This window comes from Pseudarthrobacter quantipunctorum (assembly GCF_045291495.1).
Lineage (GTDB): Bacteria > Actinomycetota > Actinomycetes > Actinomycetales > Micrococcaceae > Arthrobacter > Arthrobacter quantipunctorum.
The window spans coordinates 2,262,129-2,280,684 of the sequence record NZ_CP148033.1 but is presented as its reverse complement, the minus strand read 5'-3'; the positions used below and the strand labels follow the sequence as shown (position 1 = coordinate 2,280,684).

Here is an 18,556-nt window from a genome sequence, read left to right as displayed (position 1 = left end):
CTCCCGACCATGGCCCGGCGTCGCAGCGGAGTACCAGAATGGACCAGCCCTCAAGCGTGCCGCGCGTTACGCTTCTCCCCGGAACCTTCCCGGAGGAGGAAGCTGCTGGGGTCATTAGAGCGGAAAAACCGCTGAAGCCAGTTCCCGGTGGCGACAGGACCGAGCCGCCTCCAGAGGTGAAGCCCGGCCGGCGGACGACACCTCTGGAAACCAGCCCTCCTCCTCCCAAGGATGAAACGCCGCCAGTTCCAGGCGAGCTGATCTGCGGACGGTGCGGTGCAGGGAACAACCGCGAGCGCCATTACTGTCGACGGTGCGCAGCGAGCCTCGCCGAGGCCGCCGTCGTACCGCCTCTTCCCTGGTGGCGGAGGCTCGCCAGCCGCCGGCCGAAGGCTCCGCTGCCCGCCGGGACCCGGCCGAAGCGGAAGCGGCGGCACTTTCCTGTGAGGCTGGTGTCCTTCCTTGCGGTGCTTGGGGTTTTAGGCGGCGCGGCATATGCAGGGAGGGGCGCCATCGACACTGCCGTGGCACAGGTTCAGGACAGATTCCTAAGTTCAGATAAGCGGGCCATGTCCGTCACCGCTTCCAGTTCCCAGCCGGACCGCCTGCCTGACTTTGCCATAGATACCTTTAGCAACCGGTCATGGGCCGCCGGGGTAGCGGGCAACACCAGCGACCAGTTCTTGGATTTTGTTTTCGAAAGGGAGTTCCGGCTGACCCAGATATTCATCACCGGCGGCGCGTCAGACGACTCAAACGTTTTCATCAAGGATCGGCGCCCACTCAATGTGGAGGTGACAGCGGTCCAGGCGGACGGGCAGCCGAAGATTGAAAGTTTCGAACTCAAGGATGTGAAGGAAAGGCAGCCCTTCTCCATCGTTGCGGACCGGGTCTCGGCAGTGCGGCTTAGGATTCTGGATTCGACGGGTCCGGAGGAGGCCCCGGTAGCTATCGCGGAGGTACAGTTCTCGGGACGCTAATGATCCTTTCCTTCGGCGAAGCCATATTCCGCGTCAACGCCGAGAGTATTCAACATGCGGTCGTATTTTCTCTGCGCGCGTTGTGCGGCAGCCGGATTACCCAGTCGTTGAAATGTCTCCACCAGGGTGCGCCATGATTCGTCGCGCCATGGATCGATTTCAACACTTCGTGTTGCGGCGGCGGCCGCAGCAGCAGTATTACCCAGACTCAGTTCAACGCTGGCAAGGGTAGCTGCCGCCTCAGCCGCCCGTTGGCGGTACCTTTCGCGTATATCTGAGACCCATTCCGCCGGACCATCCTCCGGCAGCACCTCACCGGAATAGAGTTCGACAGCGTGGCGGAGCTCCTGCGCCGCGCCAAGGGAGCCGCCAGCGGACTTCGCCAAGGATGCGGCGTGCAGAGACTGGTCGAAATCGGCGAGATCAAACGTCGACCCGGTGCCGAGAACCAGCGCGTAGGCCGCACCCTGCCGGACTAGAAGCTGCCCGCCTCCAGATACTCCCTCAGGCTGCAAAGCACCCCGAAGGCAGGACACGCTCACTTGAAGGGCATGCAAAGCTGCCGGTGCATCCAAATCGGGCCACAGTATCCCTGCAAGCCGCTCCCGGTGCACCAGGCGGCCCGCGTTCAGGCAAAGAATCCGCAGGACGGTCCTGGCCTGGGGCCGGATTCTGGACAGATCCACAGGCACCCTTTCACGGCTGAGGGCGAATTCGCCCAGACAAGTGATTTGAAGTGAAGGCAGCCGGGCACGCTCTGGCATGGGTTCGGTGTTGCCGTCACTGTGTCGTATTGGCGGCTCATAGTCGCTGGCCACCGCCGGCGGCAGGCTTGGCGGCGGGACCAGTTCGTGGCGGCACGGCGCCAACCACGTCCAGGGACGGCACACCAGGCCTGCAGATTGTGCGGTTTCGGAGGCCTGACGCATGAGCTCCGGGTATTCCTCCGGTTTGTGAAGCGCCATTGCCGCGTAGGCGACGGCAAGCGCTCCCGGAACCGACGCTGTTCGGGCGAAAGCCTCTGCTGACTGAGCGTCCTCGGGAGCGCAAGGCAAGTCGAGGTTTGCGGAGACAAGTGCCTCCGCGGAGTATGTCCAGGCCTCAAGTGTGCCTGCGGGAAGCCGTCGGAAACGCTTGGCCAGTGCTTCAAGTTGCCCAAGATCCGCGGCGCCGGTCCGCAGCCGCAACAGGACTGCACCTGCGGCGATGAGGGCGGCGCCCCATTCGTCGCCCCGGTCCTCGCAGGCTGCGATAACAGAATTGGCCGCCACGAATGCTGCAGGAGTTCCCGGGAGGGCCGCCTGGATACCCCCGGCCAGGCGCCCCAGCCAAGTGAAGCCACGCCGTTCTGCCTGACGCTGCACGGAGTCGACTTCGGCAGCCATATCCCAGGAGTCCGAGCCAGCGGAGTCATGTCCGAATACGGCCAATGCAAGCTGTGCTGCGAGGGCAGCTGCAGGGTCCAGGTCCAGCCGCTCGGCGCACTGAATGAGCAACGGCAACGCGGACCGCTGATCGCCCGCAAGCAGAAACGCTAACCCTGTGAACAGGTATTCCGGATGGCCTTTGATGGACGACGAGCAGGTCGTCGAACGCGGATTTCCCTTGATGGCCTTGCGCAAATTCCGAACAGGGCTGTCAGCGCCTTCCGGTTCGCCACGTACGGACCAGACCGCCGCTGTCAGACGTAGGCCGTTGGCAATCCGCAGGCACTCGGGGTCGGTAGTCAGGTCCCGAACCCGAGCTGCAGCACCCTCTGCCGCCGTGGCCCGGCCGTCGTCGAGCATTTCCCTCGAACGGGCGGCGAGGACCCAGGCGTCGTCCGGCATCACACGGTCCGGGATGGAAGCCGCCCATCCGCAACGGCCGGGCTGCAGGGCTGACCCGCCAGCCCTGGCCAGCAGGAGTTTGACGCTCTCCCAGTCACCGCCCTCGGCCAGGATCCGCAAACCCTCTCCGACTTCCCCTTCCCGTTCAAGCAGAGCGGCAGTACGTTGCCTCAAGCCAGCCTGTTCTTCGGGCTCCATCTCGTCAATACCGGCAAGGAGATACAGACGTAATACCTTCGGCATTCGGTATGTGGCCCCATCGTCATCCGTAGCGATAATGCCCAACTCTTCAAGCCTGTGAAGCACGGCTCGGCTGTCGTGCCATTCGAGCAGGGCGTCACACCGAGACGGCGTGATGAAGTCCAGCAAGCTCGTCACGGTTAACAGCCGATTCATATCCGGCGTTGTGCCGGCTAGGAAGTGATTGACCAGGTAGTCTCCGGCAAACCGCGACCTGGAGTTGAGTGACTCCGCGGCACGGCGCCTTTCTACGTTCGAACGGTTCGTCGTCGCCAGATGGAAGAGGTACAGAGCTGCAGCCCATCCATCCGTTACCCGGGCCACATTCGATACACCGTGCACGCTGAGTGGGCGCTTGAAGGTAGTGCGGAAGAGCTGCTCAATTTCATAATCGCGAAACCGCAGGTCGTCACCAAAAACGCTGAAAGCGTTCCGCATTTCAGACTTGGCCATATTGATACGGGGGAAATGCCTGCTTCCAATAAGGAAGTGCATGTGCGGTGAATTGACCGCAATGAGTTGTTCCAGCTCCTCCTCTGCAGGGGTGCCTGCGAGAAGGTGGAAATCATCAACAACGAAGTAGATATGCCGATCGAGCAATTCTGCCGCGTTGGCTAGACCGGGAAAGGAGCTTGCCGGCTCACGTTCAATGGCGGCACCTAACGCACACGCAAGGAAGGAGAACATTTCCCCAGATTTCGCATCCGGGCTTCCCGATTGATACCAAACCACATCGCCGGGGTACTGGGCTGCCCATTGCATGAGCAGAGTGGTTTTTCCGGTTCCGGTGGGGCCTACTGCAAGTCTTAGCCGCGGATTGACGACACCATGGGGCGCCGACATTAGCCGTGGACGGAGCAATCCAGGAGCTAAAGGCGTCGTCGTCCGTCGTTCAAGAGGCGGGTCGGCCATACCGTCCTGCTTTCCTAAAGTTCTCGGTACCCATTGTTTCGCCGGGACCTTTGCAAGTCCACCGTTTCGAGTATTTACGGGACGTGTTAGGTAGGTGGATCTAAAGGAAGGGGTCCAGGGCCGACAAACGGGGCCACGGCTATCAGTTACCCCGGTTTCTGCCACCGTTGAATAGACCATCGGTGTGCGGAAGTTCCCGTTGATGGCAGTTGGCCCTTGACCTTGTAAAGGTCGAGAAGGTCCCGCAGGTTCCGCTGGCCTGCAGGTCCTTAGCCTCTTTTGACGCGGCCTTCGCGTCCATAGCATGAGCGCATTAGTGGCGCCGTTTCAGGCGGCAGCTTGTGGAAGATGAGAGGGAAGCAATGTGCGCTCACCGGAAGCTTGCCCCTCGGACAGTTGTTATTCTGTCCGCGGCACTGACCTTGCTCCTTGGCGGGTGTACGCAAGGGGGCACGCCCTCGTCCCCGACCCAGTCTTCGTCATCCGGATCTGCCCAGTCTCCCTCAACCAAAGCAGCCGAGTCTCCAATGGCCGTGTCGGGCAGCCCGGCCTGTGATCTGATCACCCCCGAGATCGCTGCCAAGATCGATCCCGATTTGGCGCAGATGGGGTCGGAAGGCAAGTTCGGGGGGAGCCCGGCGTACGGTTGCGGCTACATGAGTAAAGCGAGCAAGAGCCGGGCACTGTCCGTCTCGTTGACGTCGCCCGCGTCGGCGGCGCAAATTGCCGAGACGAGAAAGACCCCGGACTGCTCAGCAGTTGAGGGCATCGGTGACTTCGCATGCATGCAGTGGACGGGGTGGTTCCGTGGCGAGTCCGGAGGGGCGTCGGCCAATACTGTCCTGAAGGCTGTCCGGGGCAACGAGTCCCTCGACCTGCGCATCGTCGAATTCCCACCAATATCGCCGGAGTTCCCGGTACCGGATGGGGATGCTGCGGCGCGCGCACTTGCCCAGGCCCTTGTCGAGGCCGGGTGGGGCAACGGGGCTGAGCTTCGGGTTCCCCCTGCGCCACCTGTCGGTCCGCAAAGTTCTACGAACAGTCCCGTATGTGCCCTGGTCAGCGACGACGCGCTCAAGCAGGCATTTGGCGCCACAACCCAGGCGCAGGTTCTCCCGGGCGAGGGCAATTGCCGGTACAGCTTTGGCGCATTGGGGACACCTGGTCCGGACTCGCTTGTATTCTCCATCGAACTTCACGAGGGAGGTGCGTCCCTGCTGTCCCGTCAGGTTCCCGATGGCCAAAGCATCGAGAGTGTTGGCGACAAAGCGATCCTCATCATCCGGTCGGAACCGGGTGGACCGAAGTCCCTCAGGCCCGAGAGCGATGTGCCGGTCACGGTCCTGTCCCTCATGGTGGCCCGCGGGCAGAGCATGGCTATTTTCACGGCGCAGATCCTGATCTCACCGGCCGGCCCCAACGAAGAGCAGGTCAAGGAACAGTTCGTCACTTTGGTTAAGAGGATCGACTTTTGAGCCAGCCCATGCTTGCCGCCCCACAAGCTCTTAGGAATGAATCGGAGGAAGCCCTGGTGCATCTGGAAGCCGGAAGATGCGTGCGAAGGCCCCTGCGTGCTGACAGCTTCCGCCCAGCGGTCGTGCTGGTTGCTGGGCTACTGATCCTCACGGCATGCGGACCCGGTCAGCCTGGTGGCACCACGCCGTCCAGCGACATCAGCAGCTCGCCAGCTGCCAGTGTTACCGCCTCGCCGTCGGCTGAGGTCACCGCCACGCCACAGAAAGTCTTCACGGACCAGGAGCTCATGGCAATCAGCAGCAGAGTTCTGGAGCCGCACGGCGGAAGGGCCGAAGACACAGCCATGGCCCGCAAGTCTTATGCCTTGATGCCCCAGCCGCCAGCGTCTGCTTCGACCTCGTCAATACTGGGTCCGACCGAGCCGGCTGAGTGCAACGTCTTCCACAGGTCGTGGCAGCACCAGGTGCAATTGGATCTCTCCATGGGCTTCGCGCAGGGCGAGGTCTTCAACCTGGGAGCTCACGGAACCGGCATGATCCTCTTTGATGTCAGAAGTGCCCCCCGGGAGGCTCTCGCTAAAGCTGACTTTGATTACAGCCAGGACCTGATGGTTCGCTGCGCCACGTTCGACCAGACGGTGTCCGGAGCTGCCGGGCCCCAGAAGATGATGATCCAGCTTCTCCCCGGTCCGGACATCGGGGAGAAGGCTTATGTCACCAAGGAGTCCTTTAGCGGGAACGCTGCTGGGGTCGGGCTCCGCGTCCTAGCTGGAACGGTGTCTCTCGACATGGGGTCCAACACAGGGCTGGCGATAACTGAGGAAGAGGCGCTGAACCTGATGTCGCAGATCGCGAAGGAGTTTCTCGAAGAGGTGAGGAATTCGCACTAGCGTGAAGGTTTCCGCCAACTGTTCGCTCCCCGTCGCATCCTGCCCTGGCGTCAGCCGGGGATGACGTCGTTGAGCCGGGCTTCCTTGGCTGCGGTCAGCTTCCCGGCCCGGGTAGTCTATGCGCTGGGTGTGCAGCCAGACCCCGAGGGCCCGCTCGGCCCGGTCGTCGATCCTGTTGCCCCGCGGCCACTCGTTGCTGGCGGCCAAGTAGGCAGCCACCTCGGCCAGGCGCTGCTTCCACCTGGCTGCGTCGGCGTCGCGTTTGATCGGCTGGTCACGCCAGTTCGGGGTCGTATCGAGGCCGTGCGGGCGATGGTGGTCAGCGGAATGGCCCTGGTAGCGGCGACCTATGCCTGGCGCGCTTCGGTTACGGGCTTTTCCTGCCCCGGTTCACGGAGGCTTTTCAGATGGGTTCGGCCACTGCGGGGTTCATCCAGGCCGGGAGCTTCCTTTCATTCTGTTTGGCGGCAGTCCTGGCTTTACGCCTTGCTGCCCGTCCGACGCTGGTCGTGATGTGCGCGGGCACGACTGCTGCCCTGGGATCAATCGGTGTGGCGGTTGCGCCCAACGTCGCTGTCCTCGCAGTGAGTGTCGTCCTGGCCGGTGCCGGCGCAGGGTTCGCGACGCCGGGCCTGGTCACGTTCATCGAGCGCAATATCGCCCCTGCACGCCAGGAGAGCGCGCAGACGATTGTTAATGCCGGCACCGGGGCGGGCATCGTCGTCGCGGGCATCCTTATGCTTCTCACGGTTGGCCAATGGCGCCTGGGCTGGGTGGCCATCGCGGCCCTGGTTGCCATGGCAGCAGTTGCCACCCTCCGTGCTGACCGGGCTGCCGGCCGGGACAGGGCGGTCGGCCGGCCATCCCAGGTGCGGGCCCCCGACCTGGCGCCACTGGCCTGGCCCATCGCCGCGGCAGTCCTGGCCGGGGCGTCCAGTGCCGCGGTCTGGACTTTCGGTCGCTCGGTCATGGCCGCTTCCCGCACCGGTGAAGAGACATGCTCCATCCTTGCGTGGATGGTCCTGGGCGCCTTTGGGGTACTCAGCGCGACCGCCAGAAAGATCGTGCAGGCCTGGAGCCTGCGGACGGCCTGGAACCTGACCTCGCTGGTCATGGCAGGGGCGACCATCGTCCTGGGTCTGGCACCGAGCATTCCCTTTAGCGCGTATTCCTCCGTGGCGCTGTGCTGTTCGACCACGTCTCACCGGTCCTGGCCTTCACCGTAGCCGGAATCCTCGGACTCCTCGCAGTACTACCGGCGATGAAACGTCCCCTACGGCGCTACGACAGCGGGCCACATGAGATTCAAGGCGCCCCGTACGCGAACGGTGCGCGGCTTCGGGAAAGCTCGTCTTCGGCATTTTCGCGGCCCTCGCTGAATTCGAACGCGAACTCATCGCCGAACGCACCCTCGCGGGTCTGGCCTCCGCCCGGGCCCGCGGCCGCAACGGTGGACGACCTTACAAGATGACCGCCGCCAAACTGAGGCTGGCGATGGCCTCGATGGGCAAGCCCGGTACCAAGATTGCTGAACTCTGCAGTGAACTTGGTGTCACGCGCCAAACCCTGTATCGGCGTGTGTCGCCGACCGGGGAGTTGCGCCCCGACGGTATGGAACTGCTTTCCCGCTAGCCGGATCCGGCTTTCAGCTGCCAGGAATCCTCATCTCAGTGAAGCGCGACGGCCACTGGATTCTCGATTTCGATGGATATCCAAATTCTTCGTTTCCGAGAAGGGGCTCAAGGTGTCAAAGCAGATGGTCCTGGGCGGGGTCGCCGAGGTCATCAGAGTGCGCGGCCGCCGGCAGCGGGGGCTAGAACCGTACCCAAAGTAGGGTAGGGCAACACCTCCCCGAGAAGCAGGAGGGGTGTAGCGTCAAAGGTACGGGAGCCTCCGCATAGCGGGCTGACCCATGATGCAGGGAATGGCTGGGAGCCCTCCCAACCCAAGCCGCTATCTGGTCCTCTTGAAGGGCCGGGAACAGAAATCCCGAGAAGCAATTGTCGGGACTGGCTGGGGGTCCAATTCCCCGCTAATTAGCGGAGGCCAAGTCCTACCTCTTTTGCTGCAGGAGACAAAGATGTCTAAGCGTTTTCTAGCAATCATCGCCGCACTGGCGATGCTCTTGTTCGGCGTCACCACAGCGGCACTGGCCGCCACCACCACCAATCCCGCTGCCGCCCCGACGGGCACGCATCTTCAGACGGGAACTATCGGCTGTAGCGTCGACCCAACAACACAGCTCGTCAGCTGCACCACGTTCGAATTGGCGGGCGTCGGAAACGCCAACGCCGAAGCAACCTTGTCCACGACCTACACAGCCACGGTCCAATGCCGCAACCGCGGTGGCCAGATCGTCGAGGTCAAGTCTCAGGTAAAGACTGTGCCGGTGACCACTGGCAGCCTCGAGCCCAAGAACGGCAGGCTCAGCGTCCCAGCTCTGAGCTCGTCGCCCGTCCCGACGGCGGCACAGTTCGAGGCCCTTGCGACCTGCCCCAACGGCAACTGGACCAAGGAACTGCTTGGAGGAACCATCACGCTCAGCAGCTTCACCTATAAGCTGCACTTCGCCGGCTTCACCGGCGACTACATCACGATCACCGGGCCGTGACCATCGCACGCCAGTAGTTTCGCGCAAGGCGGAGAGCCGGGGCCAAGCCCCGGCTCTCTAATGTGGAACTGTCCGATTTTCGGTGGATCCAAGGTTGGCATTTAGTTGATTCTTCCGTCGAAGCTGATGGCGAAGGCGTTGAGCGCCGGCTTCCATCGTGTGGCCCATCGTGCGCTGCCTATGCCGGTGGGGTCCAGTGCCCGGGTGGCGAGGCAGAGGCATTTCAGCGCCGCCTGCTCTGTGGGGAAATGCACTCGGGCCCTGACCGCGCCCCGGTAGCGGGCTTTGAGGGATTCGACGGCGTTGGTGCTGCATATGACCCGCCTGATTTCGACGTCGTAGTCTAGGAATGGCACGAACTCGCTCCAGGCGTTTTCCCATAGCCGGATGATTGCCGGGTACCGCTTGCCCCACTTGCTCGAGAACTCGACGAAGCGCTCATTCGCCGCGGCCTCGCGAGGGTGCTGTGTAGACCGGGCTGAGGTCCCGGGACATTTCGGTCCAGTATTGCCGGGCCGCCTACCATAAGGTGTGTTGCGGACCAGGTGCACGATGCAGCCTTCGCCGCCGTCCGCGGCCCACAGCCCTAGGATGTCGCGTTCACCGTTAAGGGTGACGCCAATGCTATTCTCTGTGGCCTTTTCGCCTTCGTCGTCGCTACGGGCCGGCCCACGTTCCCTCATTCGCATTGGGGGTAGCTCATACGGGACGTCTTGTGAACGACGGTTCGTGAGACTGTGACGCTCACTGCTCCCATTCCTGTGACTTTCTGCGGTAAATGGCGGCCTTTTCGCGGCGCTATTTGTTGCGTGGCGCAGACCGTAAGGGGATCCCTTACCGTGATGATGGCCAGTCTGGGCATCCTGCCGGTCTACCTGAGGATGGCTTGGCGCGGGGATTCGGACAACCCGGCCCTCCCACCGGTCCTCACGCTTGCGGAACAGGTTTGGGCCGGCCGTCCCGACAGCCTCGCCGGTGTAGAGCAATAGCCTCCAGGGGGTGGACGCTGGTACGACACCGCGGAACAGCGTCTCATTGCGTATTGAGTAGGAATGCGAAGAACCGGGCCCATAGGCCCGAGGAAAATTGCGTCCGGCCCTACAACCCTTCGTGACGGCTGCCCAATGCCGGTATCGGTCCGGTGGAGCCTCGAACCGTGAGGTGCGTGGGCATGACAGAGCGGTTGCGGATGCCGCCCCCAGCCAACGGATTGAGCTTCGCCAGCAGCATGGACACCGCAACTCGGCCTGCCTGTTCAATGGGCGAGGCCATGGTGGTCAGCGGGGGATTGCAGAAGTCTGCGCCGAAGATGTCGTCACAGCCCACGATGCTTATCTCTTCAGGCACCCGGATTCCCCGCTCGCGCAGGCGCTGGAGCATGCCAATGGCAATGAGGTCGTTGAAGGCGATGCAGGCTGTCACTCCGCTGTGGACTGCGGCGTCCGCGGCTGCTGCACCGGACTGCGTCTTGGGGGCGAAGGGCCCGAGGCTGCGCACCTCCACACCCCGGTCCTGTGCTGCCTCGGAAAGCGCGGCCCAGCGGCGTTCACTGGACTGGGAGGTCAGGGGGCCGGCAATGTAGGCAATCTTGGAATGGCCCAGTGAAACCAAGTGGTCGAGGGCCTGGCTGGTGGCGGAGGGGGTGTCGATGATGACGGCAGGAACCCCGGCAACGTCACGGTTGATGGTGACCAAGGGTGCCCTGCCGGCAGCGGAAAGCAGCTCGGCATCACTGAGCCTGGACGCCGCCACGATGACTCCGTCGGCGGTCTTGCGAAGCTGCTCCAGGGTATTGGCTTCGACCTCGTCCGACTCCTCGGTATCTACCAGCAGCTGCGTATAGCCTGCGGCCTTGAGCTGCAGCTGGGTTCCCCGGATCAGGTCAAAGTAAAAGGGATTGGTGATGTCCGGCACGAGCACTCCCACTGCTCCCGTGCGACCGGAGCTCAGCGCCTTTGCCTGCGCATTGGGCATGTAGTTCAGGGCTGCGGCGGCCGCCTGGATGCGTTCACGGGTGCGGACGCTCACCCGGTCCGGGGTGGAAAGGGCCCGCGACACAGTGGAGGCCGCCACACCGCACCGGACAGCGATGTCATGGATGGTGGCCGGACGGTCCATCCCTGCAGCTTGCATCGCCATGGCGCTCCTCTTCAAGCGTAGTGACACAGAGTCCCTGTGACTCCTGACACAGCGGAACAGCTCTAAGGATGCCACAGGTTGCATAAAATGGCAACCGGTTGTCATTGGTGCGGCAATGAGCTTACGATGTCCGGACTGCCCGTGAACTGAGTCACCCCGCCAGGCCTGGACCACCGCCCTGCCGGAGGTGCACCAAGGAGACTCCAATGACAAAGCAAGCAACAGCCGTGTGGCCGCTCTCTGGATTCGGCGACGAAGTGGATCCGGACCCGGCCATCCAGGCGTCCGTCCTGCTCGCCCTCGGCGCCACCCATATCGAGGTCCGCAGTGCGTGGGGAACCAACGTTGCAGAGTTCTCTGCCGATCAGGCGGCAGAGCTCAAGGACATCCTCGACGGCAAAGGGCTCAAAGTTTCCGCCATTGCCAGCCCCATCGGCAAGGTGGACGCTGCTCTTCCCGTTGAGCATGAGCTGGAGCGCCTGCGAAAGGTCATTTCAGTGGCCCGGGCGCTGGACTCCCGGTACATCCGGATCTTTTCCTTCTACCGGGCCGAGGGCCGGCGCCCCGAGGATGTCCGTGGCGAGGTGATGGTCCGCATGGCCGCGCTCGCGGCACTCGCGGAGGAATCCGGCGTCGTGCTGCTGCACGAAAACGAGAAGGACATCTATGGCGATACGCCCCAACGGGTGCTGGACATCATGGAAACCGTCGGCTCGCCGGCGCTTCGCGTGGCCTGGGACAACGCGAACTTCGTCCAGGTGGGCGTCAAGCCCTACACGGAGGGGTATGCCATGCTGCGCCCCTACCTTGAGTACCTGCAAGTCAAGGACGCGATCGCGGGCACGGGCGAAGTGGTGCCGGCGGGCGAGGGGGACGGCGAACTGGATGACACCATCAAGGCTTTGGCCGCGGACGGTTACAGTGGCTTCGCATCCCTTGAACCGCATCTGGCCAGCGCCCACGAATTGGGAGGCTTTTCCGGCCCTGTGGCCTTTGGTGCCGCGGCCCGTGCCTTCGCGGGGCTTGCTGCGCGGCACGGAGTTGAGCTCGCGTGAGCATCAGGGCGGCCGTCATCGGCTGCGGTGATGTTTCCGCCGTTCATTTTCAAGCTTTGGAAAAGCTCGACGGCGTCCAGCTGGCAGGGGTGTGCGATACGGATCCCGGCCGGCTTGCCGCAGCCGTGCAGGCCTACGGTGTGCCAGGTTATCCGGACCACCTCAGCCTGCTGGAGGCAGTGGGTCCGGACGTTGTCCACATAACCACGCCACATAACATGCATGCTTCCGTGGCCTCGGACTGCCTGGAGCGCGGCGTCAGCGCCATTGTGGAAAAGCCCCTGGCGCACACGCTTGCGGAAGGGCGGCGGCTGGTTCAGGCTGCCCGGAACGGCACCGCAAAGATCGGGGTCTGCTTCCAGAACCGCTACAACTCCACCGCGCAGGCCATGCACGCCCTGCTGGCCTCTGGAGAACTGGGTGCCGTGGCGGGCGCGTCCGCAACGGTCATGTGGCACCGCAACGCGGATTACTACCGCAGCCGGCCGTGGCGGGGAACCTGGGAGGGCGGCGGAGGCGGCCTCATGATGAACCAGGCAATCCACACTGTTGACCTGCTGCAATGGCTGGTGGGAGACGTGGTGTCCTTGAGTGGCCACGCTGCCACGCGGTTCCTCGGCGGCTCGATCGACGTTGAGGACACCGCCGAATTCGTGGCAGAGCATGCGGGAGGGGCGCGGAGCGCCTTTTATGCCACGCTAGCCAACGCGGTCAACGCGCCGGTCACCCTGGAGATCGTGGCGGAGAAGGCGACGCTCAGCCTCCGGGGCGACCTGACGGTGACTTACGCGGACGGGCGCGTGGAGACTGTCCCGGAACGCGCTTCGACGTCCGGCGGGCGGGACTACTGGGGCGCCTCGCATGAGCTGCTGATTGCAGACTTCTACGCCCGGCTGGACGATCCGTTTCCTTTTTGGATAGATCCCGCCGAAGCGGAAAAGTCGCTGCGGATCGTGAAGGACCTCTACCGGCAAAGCTATCCGGACAGCGTCCAGGAAGTCATGTGACCGGATAATTGACAACCGGTTGCCAAGAATGGCAACAATGCGTACTGTAATTCGCACAGGCGGGTGTGGTGCACACCACACGACCCTTCTCACTACCCTCACGTTCCACAGATCCAGGAGCCAACAATGAAGTTAGGTCCCCGTGCGGCAGCCGCCGCCATCATTACCAGCGCAGCCCTCGCGCTCACGGCCTGCGGCGGCGGCGCGCAGGGCAACAACCCCAGCGGCCCCAAGACGGCTGCCCTCTCCCTGGGCACCGTGCAGGAAATACGTTCCTGGGATCCGGCCCAGGCCCATGTGGGCCACATCCTGCAGCCGTACCAGGCCGCCTACGACTCCTTGCTGCTGCGCGAACCGGACGGCACGCTCAGCCCCATGCTGGCCACCGCCTGGAAGTACAACGAGGCCAACACCAAGCTCACGCTGGACCTCCGCACAGGCGTAACCTTCAGCGACGGCGCCACCTTCGACGCCGAAGCAGCCAAAGCCAACCTGGACCACTTCAAGAAGGCCAATGGCCCGCAGATGGCCCAGCTCACCGCGGTCTCCGACGTAGCGGTGGTGGATGCTGACACCATCGAACTCAACCTCACCACCCCCGATCCCTCGCTGGAGTTCTACCTCAGCCAGGCAGCAGGCCTCATGGGCAGCCCGAAGGCCCTGGGCACCGAGGCCATCAAGACCGAACCCGTGGGCAGCGGCCCGTACGTGATGGACAAGGCCGCAACGGTCAAGGACTCGCAGTCGGTGTTCACGGCCCGGCAGGACTACTGGAACAAGGATCTCCAGAAGTTCGAGAAGGTCACCTTCAAGACCCTGACGGATCTGACCGCCCGGACCAACGCCCTGGTTTCGGGGCAGGTTGACGCTACGCTGCTTGACCCCAAGACCGGCAAGCAGGCTGAGGGCGCCAAAATGCAGCTGGCCTCCAACCAGGTGGACTGGCAGGGACTGCTGCTCCTGGACCGTGACGGCGCCAAGAATGCCCCGCTGCAGGACGTCCGCGTCCGGCAGGCCATCAACCACGCGTTCGACCGCAAGACCATCCTGGACCAGGTGCTGCTGGGACAGGGCACCCCCACCTCCCAGCCCTTCGGCAAGGAAAGCGGCGCCTGGGTTGAAGAGCTTGAGGACAAATACCCCTACGATCCCGAGAAGGCCAAGGCCCTGCTGAAGGAAGCGGGCCATGAAAACGATGTAGTACTCGAACTCCCGTCGGTACCGGGATGGGAAACCCAGATCGCTGTGGTCAAGCAGCAGCTGGCCGATGTGGGCATCACCCTGAACGTGGGCTCTGCCATCACGAATACCTTCACGTCGGACGTTGCGGCCCAGAAGTTCACCAGCATGTACTTCTCGCTGTTCCAGGGGGAGCCGTGGGTTGCCATCAACCAGATCGTTTCCACCAAGGCGCTGTACAACCCGTTCAAAAACACCACCCCCGAACTCCAGGCAAAGATCGACGCCGTGGAAAAGGGTGGCAAGGATGCAGGCAAACTGGCCCAGGAAGTGAACAAGTACGTCGTGGAGCAGGCATGGTTTGCCCCGCTGTTCCGTGTCAACCAGATGTACTACCACAACGACAAAATCACGGTCACGCCTCAGATCCAGCAGGCTGTTCCGTCGATCTACAACTACGCGCCGGCCAGCTAATGATTCAGTTCATCCTTAAACGCCTCGGCAGCGGACTCGTGGTCCTCGTCGCCGTTTCGGCGCTGACCTTCTTCCTCCTCTACCTCTCCAGCGGAAGCATCGCCCGGAACATCGTGGGTGACCAGGCCACACCAGAGCAGGTGGCGCTGAAGGAAACCGAGCTGGGGCTGGACCAGCCCATCCTGGCCCGGTACCTCGACTGGGTGGCCAACGCCCTACAAGGGAACCTGGGCAGCTCCTGGTTCACCTCCGAACCCGTAGCCAACGCACTGGCCACGCGGATCCCCGTGACCATGACCATGGTGTTCACCGCCATGATCCTCATTGCCATCATTGCCACCCTCATCGGGATGGCGGCAGCGGTGAAGCGGGGCTGGGTGGACCGTGTGGTCCAGGTCGGTGCGATCATCGGCGACTCCGTTCCCGGCTTCGTCATTGGCATCATCCTGGTGACCATCCTTGCCATCCAGATGGGCATGTTCCCCGCGACCAGCACCATCTCACCAGGGGTCGGGGCCGACGCGTGGGTGCTTTCGCTGACCCTGCCGGTGATTGCGCTCCTGATTAATGGGGTGACCGGCGGCGCCCAGCAGATCCGCAGCGCGGTGATCAAGCAGCTGGAGCGCGACTACGTCCGCACGCTCCGCAGCCGCGGCATCAAGGAAAGGGAGATCCTTTTCAAGCACGTCCTGCGCAGCGCCGCCCCGGCGGGGCTCACCGTGCTGAGCCTGCAGCTGATCGGCATGCTGGGCGGCGTGGTCATCATCGAGCAGATCTTCGCCCTGCCCGGGATGGGCCCGCTCGCCGTCGCCGCCACCAGCCAGAGTGACCAGCCGGTGGTCATGGGCGTTGTTATGTACACCGTCGCCGTTGTGATCGTGGTCAACCTGATCGTGGACCTGCTCAACGGCTGGCTCAACCCGAAGGTGCGTGCCTCGTGACCGAGTCCGTTGAAACCACAGCCCTGACCCCTGCGCCAGGAACCCCTTCCCCCGGCACCAGCACCACGGGCGCTGGCGGTCCGGGCCAGTCCGGGACGGTGGTCCGGTCCACGGTGCTCAAGCGCCTGCTCCGGAATCCGCTGGGCGTGATCGCGATGGCGGTCCTGCTGGGCATGGCCCTGCTGGCGGTGTTCGCTGACGTCCTGGCCCCGTTTGATGAGAACTTTGCCAACATCTCCAAGACCCTCGCCGCCCCGGACGAGATGAACATCCTGGGCACGGACAGTTCCGGCCGCGATGTGTGGAGCCGGTTATTGTTCGGTGCCCGGTTGACGCTGCTTTCGGCGGTGTTGTGCGCGGCGGTAGCGATCGGCATCGGCCTGCCTGCCGGGCTGATCGCCGGCTATTACGCGGGCAGGTTCGAAGCCATCTCGAACTGGGTTGTCAGTATCCTCATGAGCCTGCCGGGCCTGATCGTGCTGCTGACCATCCGCGCAGCATTCGGCCCGTCGGTCTGGATCGCGATGATCGCGTTCGGGATCCTGATCAGCCCGTCCTATTTCCGGCTGACCCGCTCAGCAGTGCAGTCGGTCCGCAACGAACTCTACGTGGACGCCGCCCGGGTCTCCGGGCTCTCGGATGCGAGCATCATTGCCCGGCATATCTTCTCCGTGGTCCGGGCCCCGATCATCATCCAGACCGCCGCGATCGCCGGGGTGGCCATTGCCATCCAGTCGGGGCTGGAGTTCCTGGGCCTGGGGGACCCGGCCAAGGCGAGCTGGGGCGTGATGCTTTCGGAGGGGTTCAAGAACGTCTACCTCACCCCCACGCTGCTCTTCTGGCCCGCCTTTGCGATGGCGCTCACCATCGGCGCGCTGGTCCTGCTGGGCAACGCCATCCGCGACGCCCTCGAGGACGGCGAGAAGATCAAGCACAAAAAGCAGGCTGCGCCGGCAGGAAGCACGACGGCGCGAGGGGACAGGGTGCGTCCGTCCCGCAAGGGCATGACCACCGTGGAGGAAGGGACCGAACACCACCTGGTGAAGGTCACCCACCTCGGCGTCGGGTATCCCCAGGCGGACGGTTCCATCAAGAAGGTGGTCGATGACGTGTCCTTCCACGTGGACCGCGGGGAGATCCTGGGCATCGTGGGCGAGTCCGGCTCGGGCAAGTCCCAGACGGCGTTCTCCATCCTGGGCCTGCTCCCGGACACCGCCCGCATCGTGGCCGGATCCATCCAGTTCGACGGGAACTACACCGTGGCACCCGGGGATACGAAGGTTAACCAGGGCAGGGTCGCGGCACTGCGCGGCAAGCGCATTTCCTACATTCCGCAGGAGCCCATGTCCAACCTGGACCCGGCGTTCACCATCGGCTACCAGCTGGTTACCCCCATGGTCCGCGTCCTGGGAATCTCTAAGGCCGAAGCCAAGCGGCGGGCCCTGAAGCTGCTGGCCGACGTCGGAATCACCCACCCGGACCGGACCTTCAGCGCCTACCCGCACGAGGTCTCCGGCGGCATGGCCCAGCGCGTGCTGATCGCCGGGGCGATCAGCTGCGAACCGGACCTGATCATCGCCGATGAACCCACCACGGCCCTGGACGTCACGGTCCAGGCTGATGTGCTGGACCTCATCCGGGACCTCCAGGCCCGCCTGGGGGTGGGCGTGCTGCTGGTCACCCATAACTTCGGTGTGGTGGCCGATCTCTGCGACCGCGTTGTGGTGATGCAGAACGGCCGCCTCGTGGAGGAAGGACCGGTCCGGGAGATCCTGTCCACCCCGAAAGAGCCCTACACCCGGACCCTGCTTGGTTCGATGCTCGAAGGCAGGGAACCCATGACCATGCTCGTCACCGCCACCCCGAACGGAGCCACATCATGACCGCCTCCACGGCCAACGCTGGCGCCACCGCGCCGGATGAACGAACCAGCGGCGCCGGGCTGCTCGCTGTTGAAGACCTCGTGGTGGAATACCCGGGCAAGGGCTGGCGCTCCCGGCCGTTCCGTGCCCTGACGGAGATCAACATCAGCATCGGCCAGGGCGAAACCCTGGGCCTGGTGGGGGAATCCGGCTCCGGGAAAACCACCCTGGGCCGCGCCGTCCTGGGCCTGGCCCCGGTCACCGGCGGACGGATCATCTTTGAGGGCAAGGACATCAGCCACGCCACCCGCAAGGAACGCCGCGTCCTGAGCCGGGACCTGCAGGTGGTCTTCCAGGACCCCTACACCTCCCTGAACCCGGCCCTGGAAATCGGCGACATCCTCGCCGAACCCCTCGGAGTCCAGGGCAAAGCACCCGCGGAGGCCAGGAAACGCGTCAGGGAACTCCTGAACCAGGTGGGCCTGCCCGCCGACGCGATCCACCGCCTGCCCCGCGAGTTCAGCGGCGGCCAGCGCCAGCGCGTGGCCATCGCCCGCGCCCTGGCACTGTCGCCGAAGCTGATTGTCTGTGACGAGCCGGTCAGCGCCCTGGACCTCTCCACCCAGGCCCGCGTCCTGGACCTGTTCCTGCAAATCCAAAAGGACACCGGCGTCTCCTACCTCTTCATCTCCCACGACCTGGACGTGGTCCGCCACATCAGCCACCGTGTCGCCGTCATGTACCACGGGGAAATCGTCGAACAAGGCCCCGCCCACACCGTCACCACCAACCCCGAACACCCCTACACCCAGCGGCTGCTTCTCGCCTCCCCGGTCCCTGACCCCGACCGGCAGGAACAACGCCGCGCCGACCGCCACCGGCTCCTCGAGGCCCAGCGCCGGCAGGCAAGCACAGCCGCCTAGGGGCGCGGATAAGACCACCACCATTCAACAAAATCGGAG

Annotated in this window: 15 protein-coding genes and 1 pseudogene; 12 read left to right on the top strand and 4 right to left on the bottom strand. The window is 63.9% G+C overall.

Going from position 1 to position 18,556, the window contains the following annotated elements:
• Positions 1-38: 38 nt before the first annotated feature.
• On the top strand, positions 39-980 hold the full coding sequence (locus WHH00_RS10390) for an NADase-type glycan-binding domain-containing protein (RefSeq protein ID WP_406632550.1): 942 nt from the start codon (positions 39-41) through the stop codon (positions 978-980).
• Here WHH00_RS10390 and WHH00_RS10385 read toward each other — a convergent pair.
• Complete coding sequence (locus WHH00_RS10385) at positions 977-3,811, bottom strand: BTAD domain-containing putative transcriptional regulator (RefSeq protein ID WP_406632548.1); 2,835 nt, start codon at positions 3,809-3,811, stop codon at positions 977-979. The genes WHH00_RS10390 and WHH00_RS10385 overlap by 4 nt on opposite strands.
• Positions 3,812-4,617: 806 nt before the next feature.
• Here WHH00_RS10385 and WHH00_RS10380 point away from each other — a divergent pair.
• On the top strand, positions 4,618-5,436 hold the full coding sequence (locus WHH00_RS10380) for a hypothetical protein (protein ID WP_406632546.1): 819 nt from the start codon (positions 4,618-4,620) through the stop codon (positions 5,434-5,436).
• Positions 5,437-5,602: 166 nt separating this feature from the next.
• On the opposite strand, the gene WHH00_RS10375 is transcribed toward WHH00_RS10380, so the two are convergent.
• Positions 5,603-5,782: a hypothetical protein gene (locus tag WHH00_RS10375; protein WP_406632544.1), complete on the bottom strand. Its 180-nt coding sequence runs from the start codon at positions 5,780-5,782 to the stop codon at positions 5,603-5,605.
• Positions 5,783-5,918: 136 nt separating this feature from the next.
• Between WHH00_RS10375 and WHH00_RS10370 the strand changes: the two genes are divergently transcribed.
• From WHH00_RS10370 to WHH00_RS10355, 4 genes and pseudogenes are all read left to right on the top strand, one after another.
• Positions 5,919-6,326, top strand: a complete 408-nt coding sequence (locus WHH00_RS10370; RefSeq protein WP_406632542.1) for a hypothetical protein — start codon at positions 5,919-5,921, stop codon at positions 6,324-6,326.
• 407 nt (positions 6,327-6,733) lie between these two features.
• The gene (locus tag WHH00_RS10365) at positions 6,734-7,552 is read left to right on the top strand and encodes an MFS transporter (RefSeq protein WP_406632540.1); all 819 of its coding nucleotides are present in this window, start codon (positions 6,734-6,736) and stop codon (positions 7,550-7,552) included.
• A gap of 109 nt (positions 7,553-7,661) precedes the next feature.
• Positions 7,662-7,958: pseudogene (locus WHH00_RS10360) on the top strand (recombinase family protein); the annotation flags it as partial.
• Positions 7,959-8,406: 448 nt separating this feature from the next.
• Positions 8,407-8,937, top strand: coding sequence for a hypothetical protein (locus WHH00_RS10355; RefSeq protein WP_406632538.1), 531 nt, complete (start codon positions 8,407-8,409; stop codon positions 8,935-8,937).
• Positions 8,938-9,038: 101 nt separating this feature from the next.
• Here WHH00_RS10355 and WHH00_RS10350 read toward each other — a convergent pair whose 3' ends face one another.
• Both WHH00_RS10350 and WHH00_RS10345 read right to left on the bottom strand, forming a co-directional pair.
• Positions 9,039-9,620: a transposase gene (locus WHH00_RS10350; protein WP_406632536.1), complete on the bottom strand. Its 582-nt coding sequence runs from the start codon at positions 9,618-9,620 to the stop codon at positions 9,039-9,041.
• A gap of 415 nt (positions 9,621-10,035) precedes the next feature.
• The gene (locus WHH00_RS10345) at positions 10,036-11,070 is read right to left on the bottom strand and encodes a LacI family DNA-binding transcriptional regulator (RefSeq protein WP_406638558.1); all 1,035 of its coding nucleotides are present in this window, start codon (positions 11,068-11,070) and stop codon (positions 10,036-10,038) included.
• 212 nt (positions 11,071-11,282) lie between these two features.
• On the opposite strand from WHH00_RS10345, the gene WHH00_RS10340 reads away from it, so the two are divergent.
• From WHH00_RS10340 to WHH00_RS10315, 6 genes are all read left to right on the top strand, one after another.
• Positions 11,283-12,131, top strand: a complete 849-nt coding sequence (locus tag WHH00_RS10340; protein WP_406632534.1) for a sugar phosphate isomerase/epimerase family protein — start codon at positions 11,283-11,285, stop codon at positions 12,129-12,131.
• Positions 12,128-13,138, top strand: coding sequence for a Gfo/Idh/MocA family protein (locus WHH00_RS10335; RefSeq protein ID WP_406632532.1), 1,011 nt, complete (start codon positions 12,128-12,130; stop codon positions 13,136-13,138). Before WHH00_RS10340 ends, WHH00_RS10335 begins: the two co-directional genes overlap by 4 nt.
• Before the next feature lie 126 nt (positions 13,139-13,264).
• On the top strand, positions 13,265-14,791 hold the full coding sequence (locus tag WHH00_RS10330; RefSeq protein WP_406632530.1) for an ABC transporter substrate-binding protein: 1,527 nt from the start codon (positions 13,265-13,267) through the stop codon (positions 14,789-14,791).
• Entirely contained in the window at positions 14,791-15,732 is a 942-nt protein-coding gene (locus WHH00_RS10325; RefSeq protein ID WP_406632528.1) for an ABC transporter permease, read from the top strand. Before WHH00_RS10330 ends, WHH00_RS10325 begins: the two co-directional genes overlap by 1 nt.
• Positions 15,729-17,615: a dipeptide/oligopeptide/nickel ABC transporter permease/ATP-binding protein gene (locus WHH00_RS10320; protein ID WP_406632526.1), complete on the top strand. Its 1,887-nt coding sequence runs from the start codon at positions 15,729-15,731 to the stop codon at positions 17,613-17,615. The genes WHH00_RS10325 and WHH00_RS10320 overlap by 4 nt, the downstream gene beginning before the upstream one ends.
• Positions 17,612-18,517: an ATP-binding cassette domain-containing protein gene (locus WHH00_RS10315; RefSeq protein ID WP_406632524.1), complete on the top strand. Its 906-nt coding sequence runs from the start codon at positions 17,612-17,614 to the stop codon at positions 18,515-18,517. The genes WHH00_RS10320 and WHH00_RS10315 overlap by 4 nt, the downstream gene beginning before the upstream one ends.
• Positions 18,518-18,556: the final 39 nt, after the last annotated feature.

What these genes read in the sequence shown, in the direction of transcription:
- WHH00_RS10390 (WP_406632550.1), top strand. Translation starts at nt 39, where the DNA reads ATGGACCAGCCCTCAAGCGTGCCGCGCGTTACGCTTCTCCCCGGAACC.
- WHH00_RS10385 (WP_406632548.1), bottom strand. Translation starts at nt 3,811, where the DNA reads ATGCAATGGGCAGCCCAGTACCCCGGCGATGTGGTTTGGTATCAATCG.
- WHH00_RS10380 (WP_406632546.1), top strand. Translation starts at nt 4,618, where the DNA reads ATGAGTAAAGCGAGCAAGAGCCGGGCACTGTCCGTCTCGTTGACGTCG.
- WHH00_RS10375 (WP_406632544.1), bottom strand. Translation starts at nt 5,782, where the DNA reads ATGGCTGTGTCTTCGGCCCTTCCGCCGTGCGGCTCCAGAACTCTGCTG.
- WHH00_RS10370 (WP_406632542.1), top strand. Translation starts at nt 5,919, where the DNA reads ATGGGCTTCGCGCAGGGCGAGGTCTTCAACCTGGGAGCTCACGGAACC.
- WHH00_RS10365 (WP_406632540.1), top strand. Translation starts at nt 6,734, where the DNA reads ATGGGTTCGGCCACTGCGGGGTTCATCCAGGCCGGGAGCTTCCTTTCA.
- WHH00_RS10355 (WP_406632538.1), top strand. Translation starts at nt 8,407, where the DNA reads ATGTCTAAGCGTTTTCTAGCAATCATCGCCGCACTGGCGATGCTCTTG.
- WHH00_RS10350 (WP_406632536.1), bottom strand. Translation starts at nt 9,620, where the DNA reads ATGAGGGAACGTGGGCCGGCCCGTAGCGACGACGAAGGCGAAAAGGCC.
- WHH00_RS10345 (WP_406638558.1), bottom strand. Translation starts at nt 11,070, where the DNA reads ATGCAAGCTGCAGGGATGGACCGTCCGGCCACCATCCATGACATCGCT.
- WHH00_RS10340 (WP_406632534.1), top strand. Translation starts at nt 11,283, where the DNA reads ATGACAAAGCAAGCAACAGCCGTGTGGCCGCTCTCTGGATTCGGCGAC.
- WHH00_RS10330 (WP_406632530.1), top strand. Translation starts at nt 13,265, where the DNA reads ATGAAGTTAGGTCCCCGTGCGGCAGCCGCCGCCATCATTACCAGCGCA.
- WHH00_RS10325 (WP_406632528.1), top strand. Translation starts at nt 14,791, where the DNA reads ATGATTCAGTTCATCCTTAAACGCCTCGGCAGCGGACTCGTGGTCCTC.
- WHH00_RS10315 (WP_406632524.1), top strand. Translation starts at nt 17,612, where the DNA reads ATGACCGCCTCCACGGCCAACGCTGGCGCCACCGCGCCGGATGAACGA.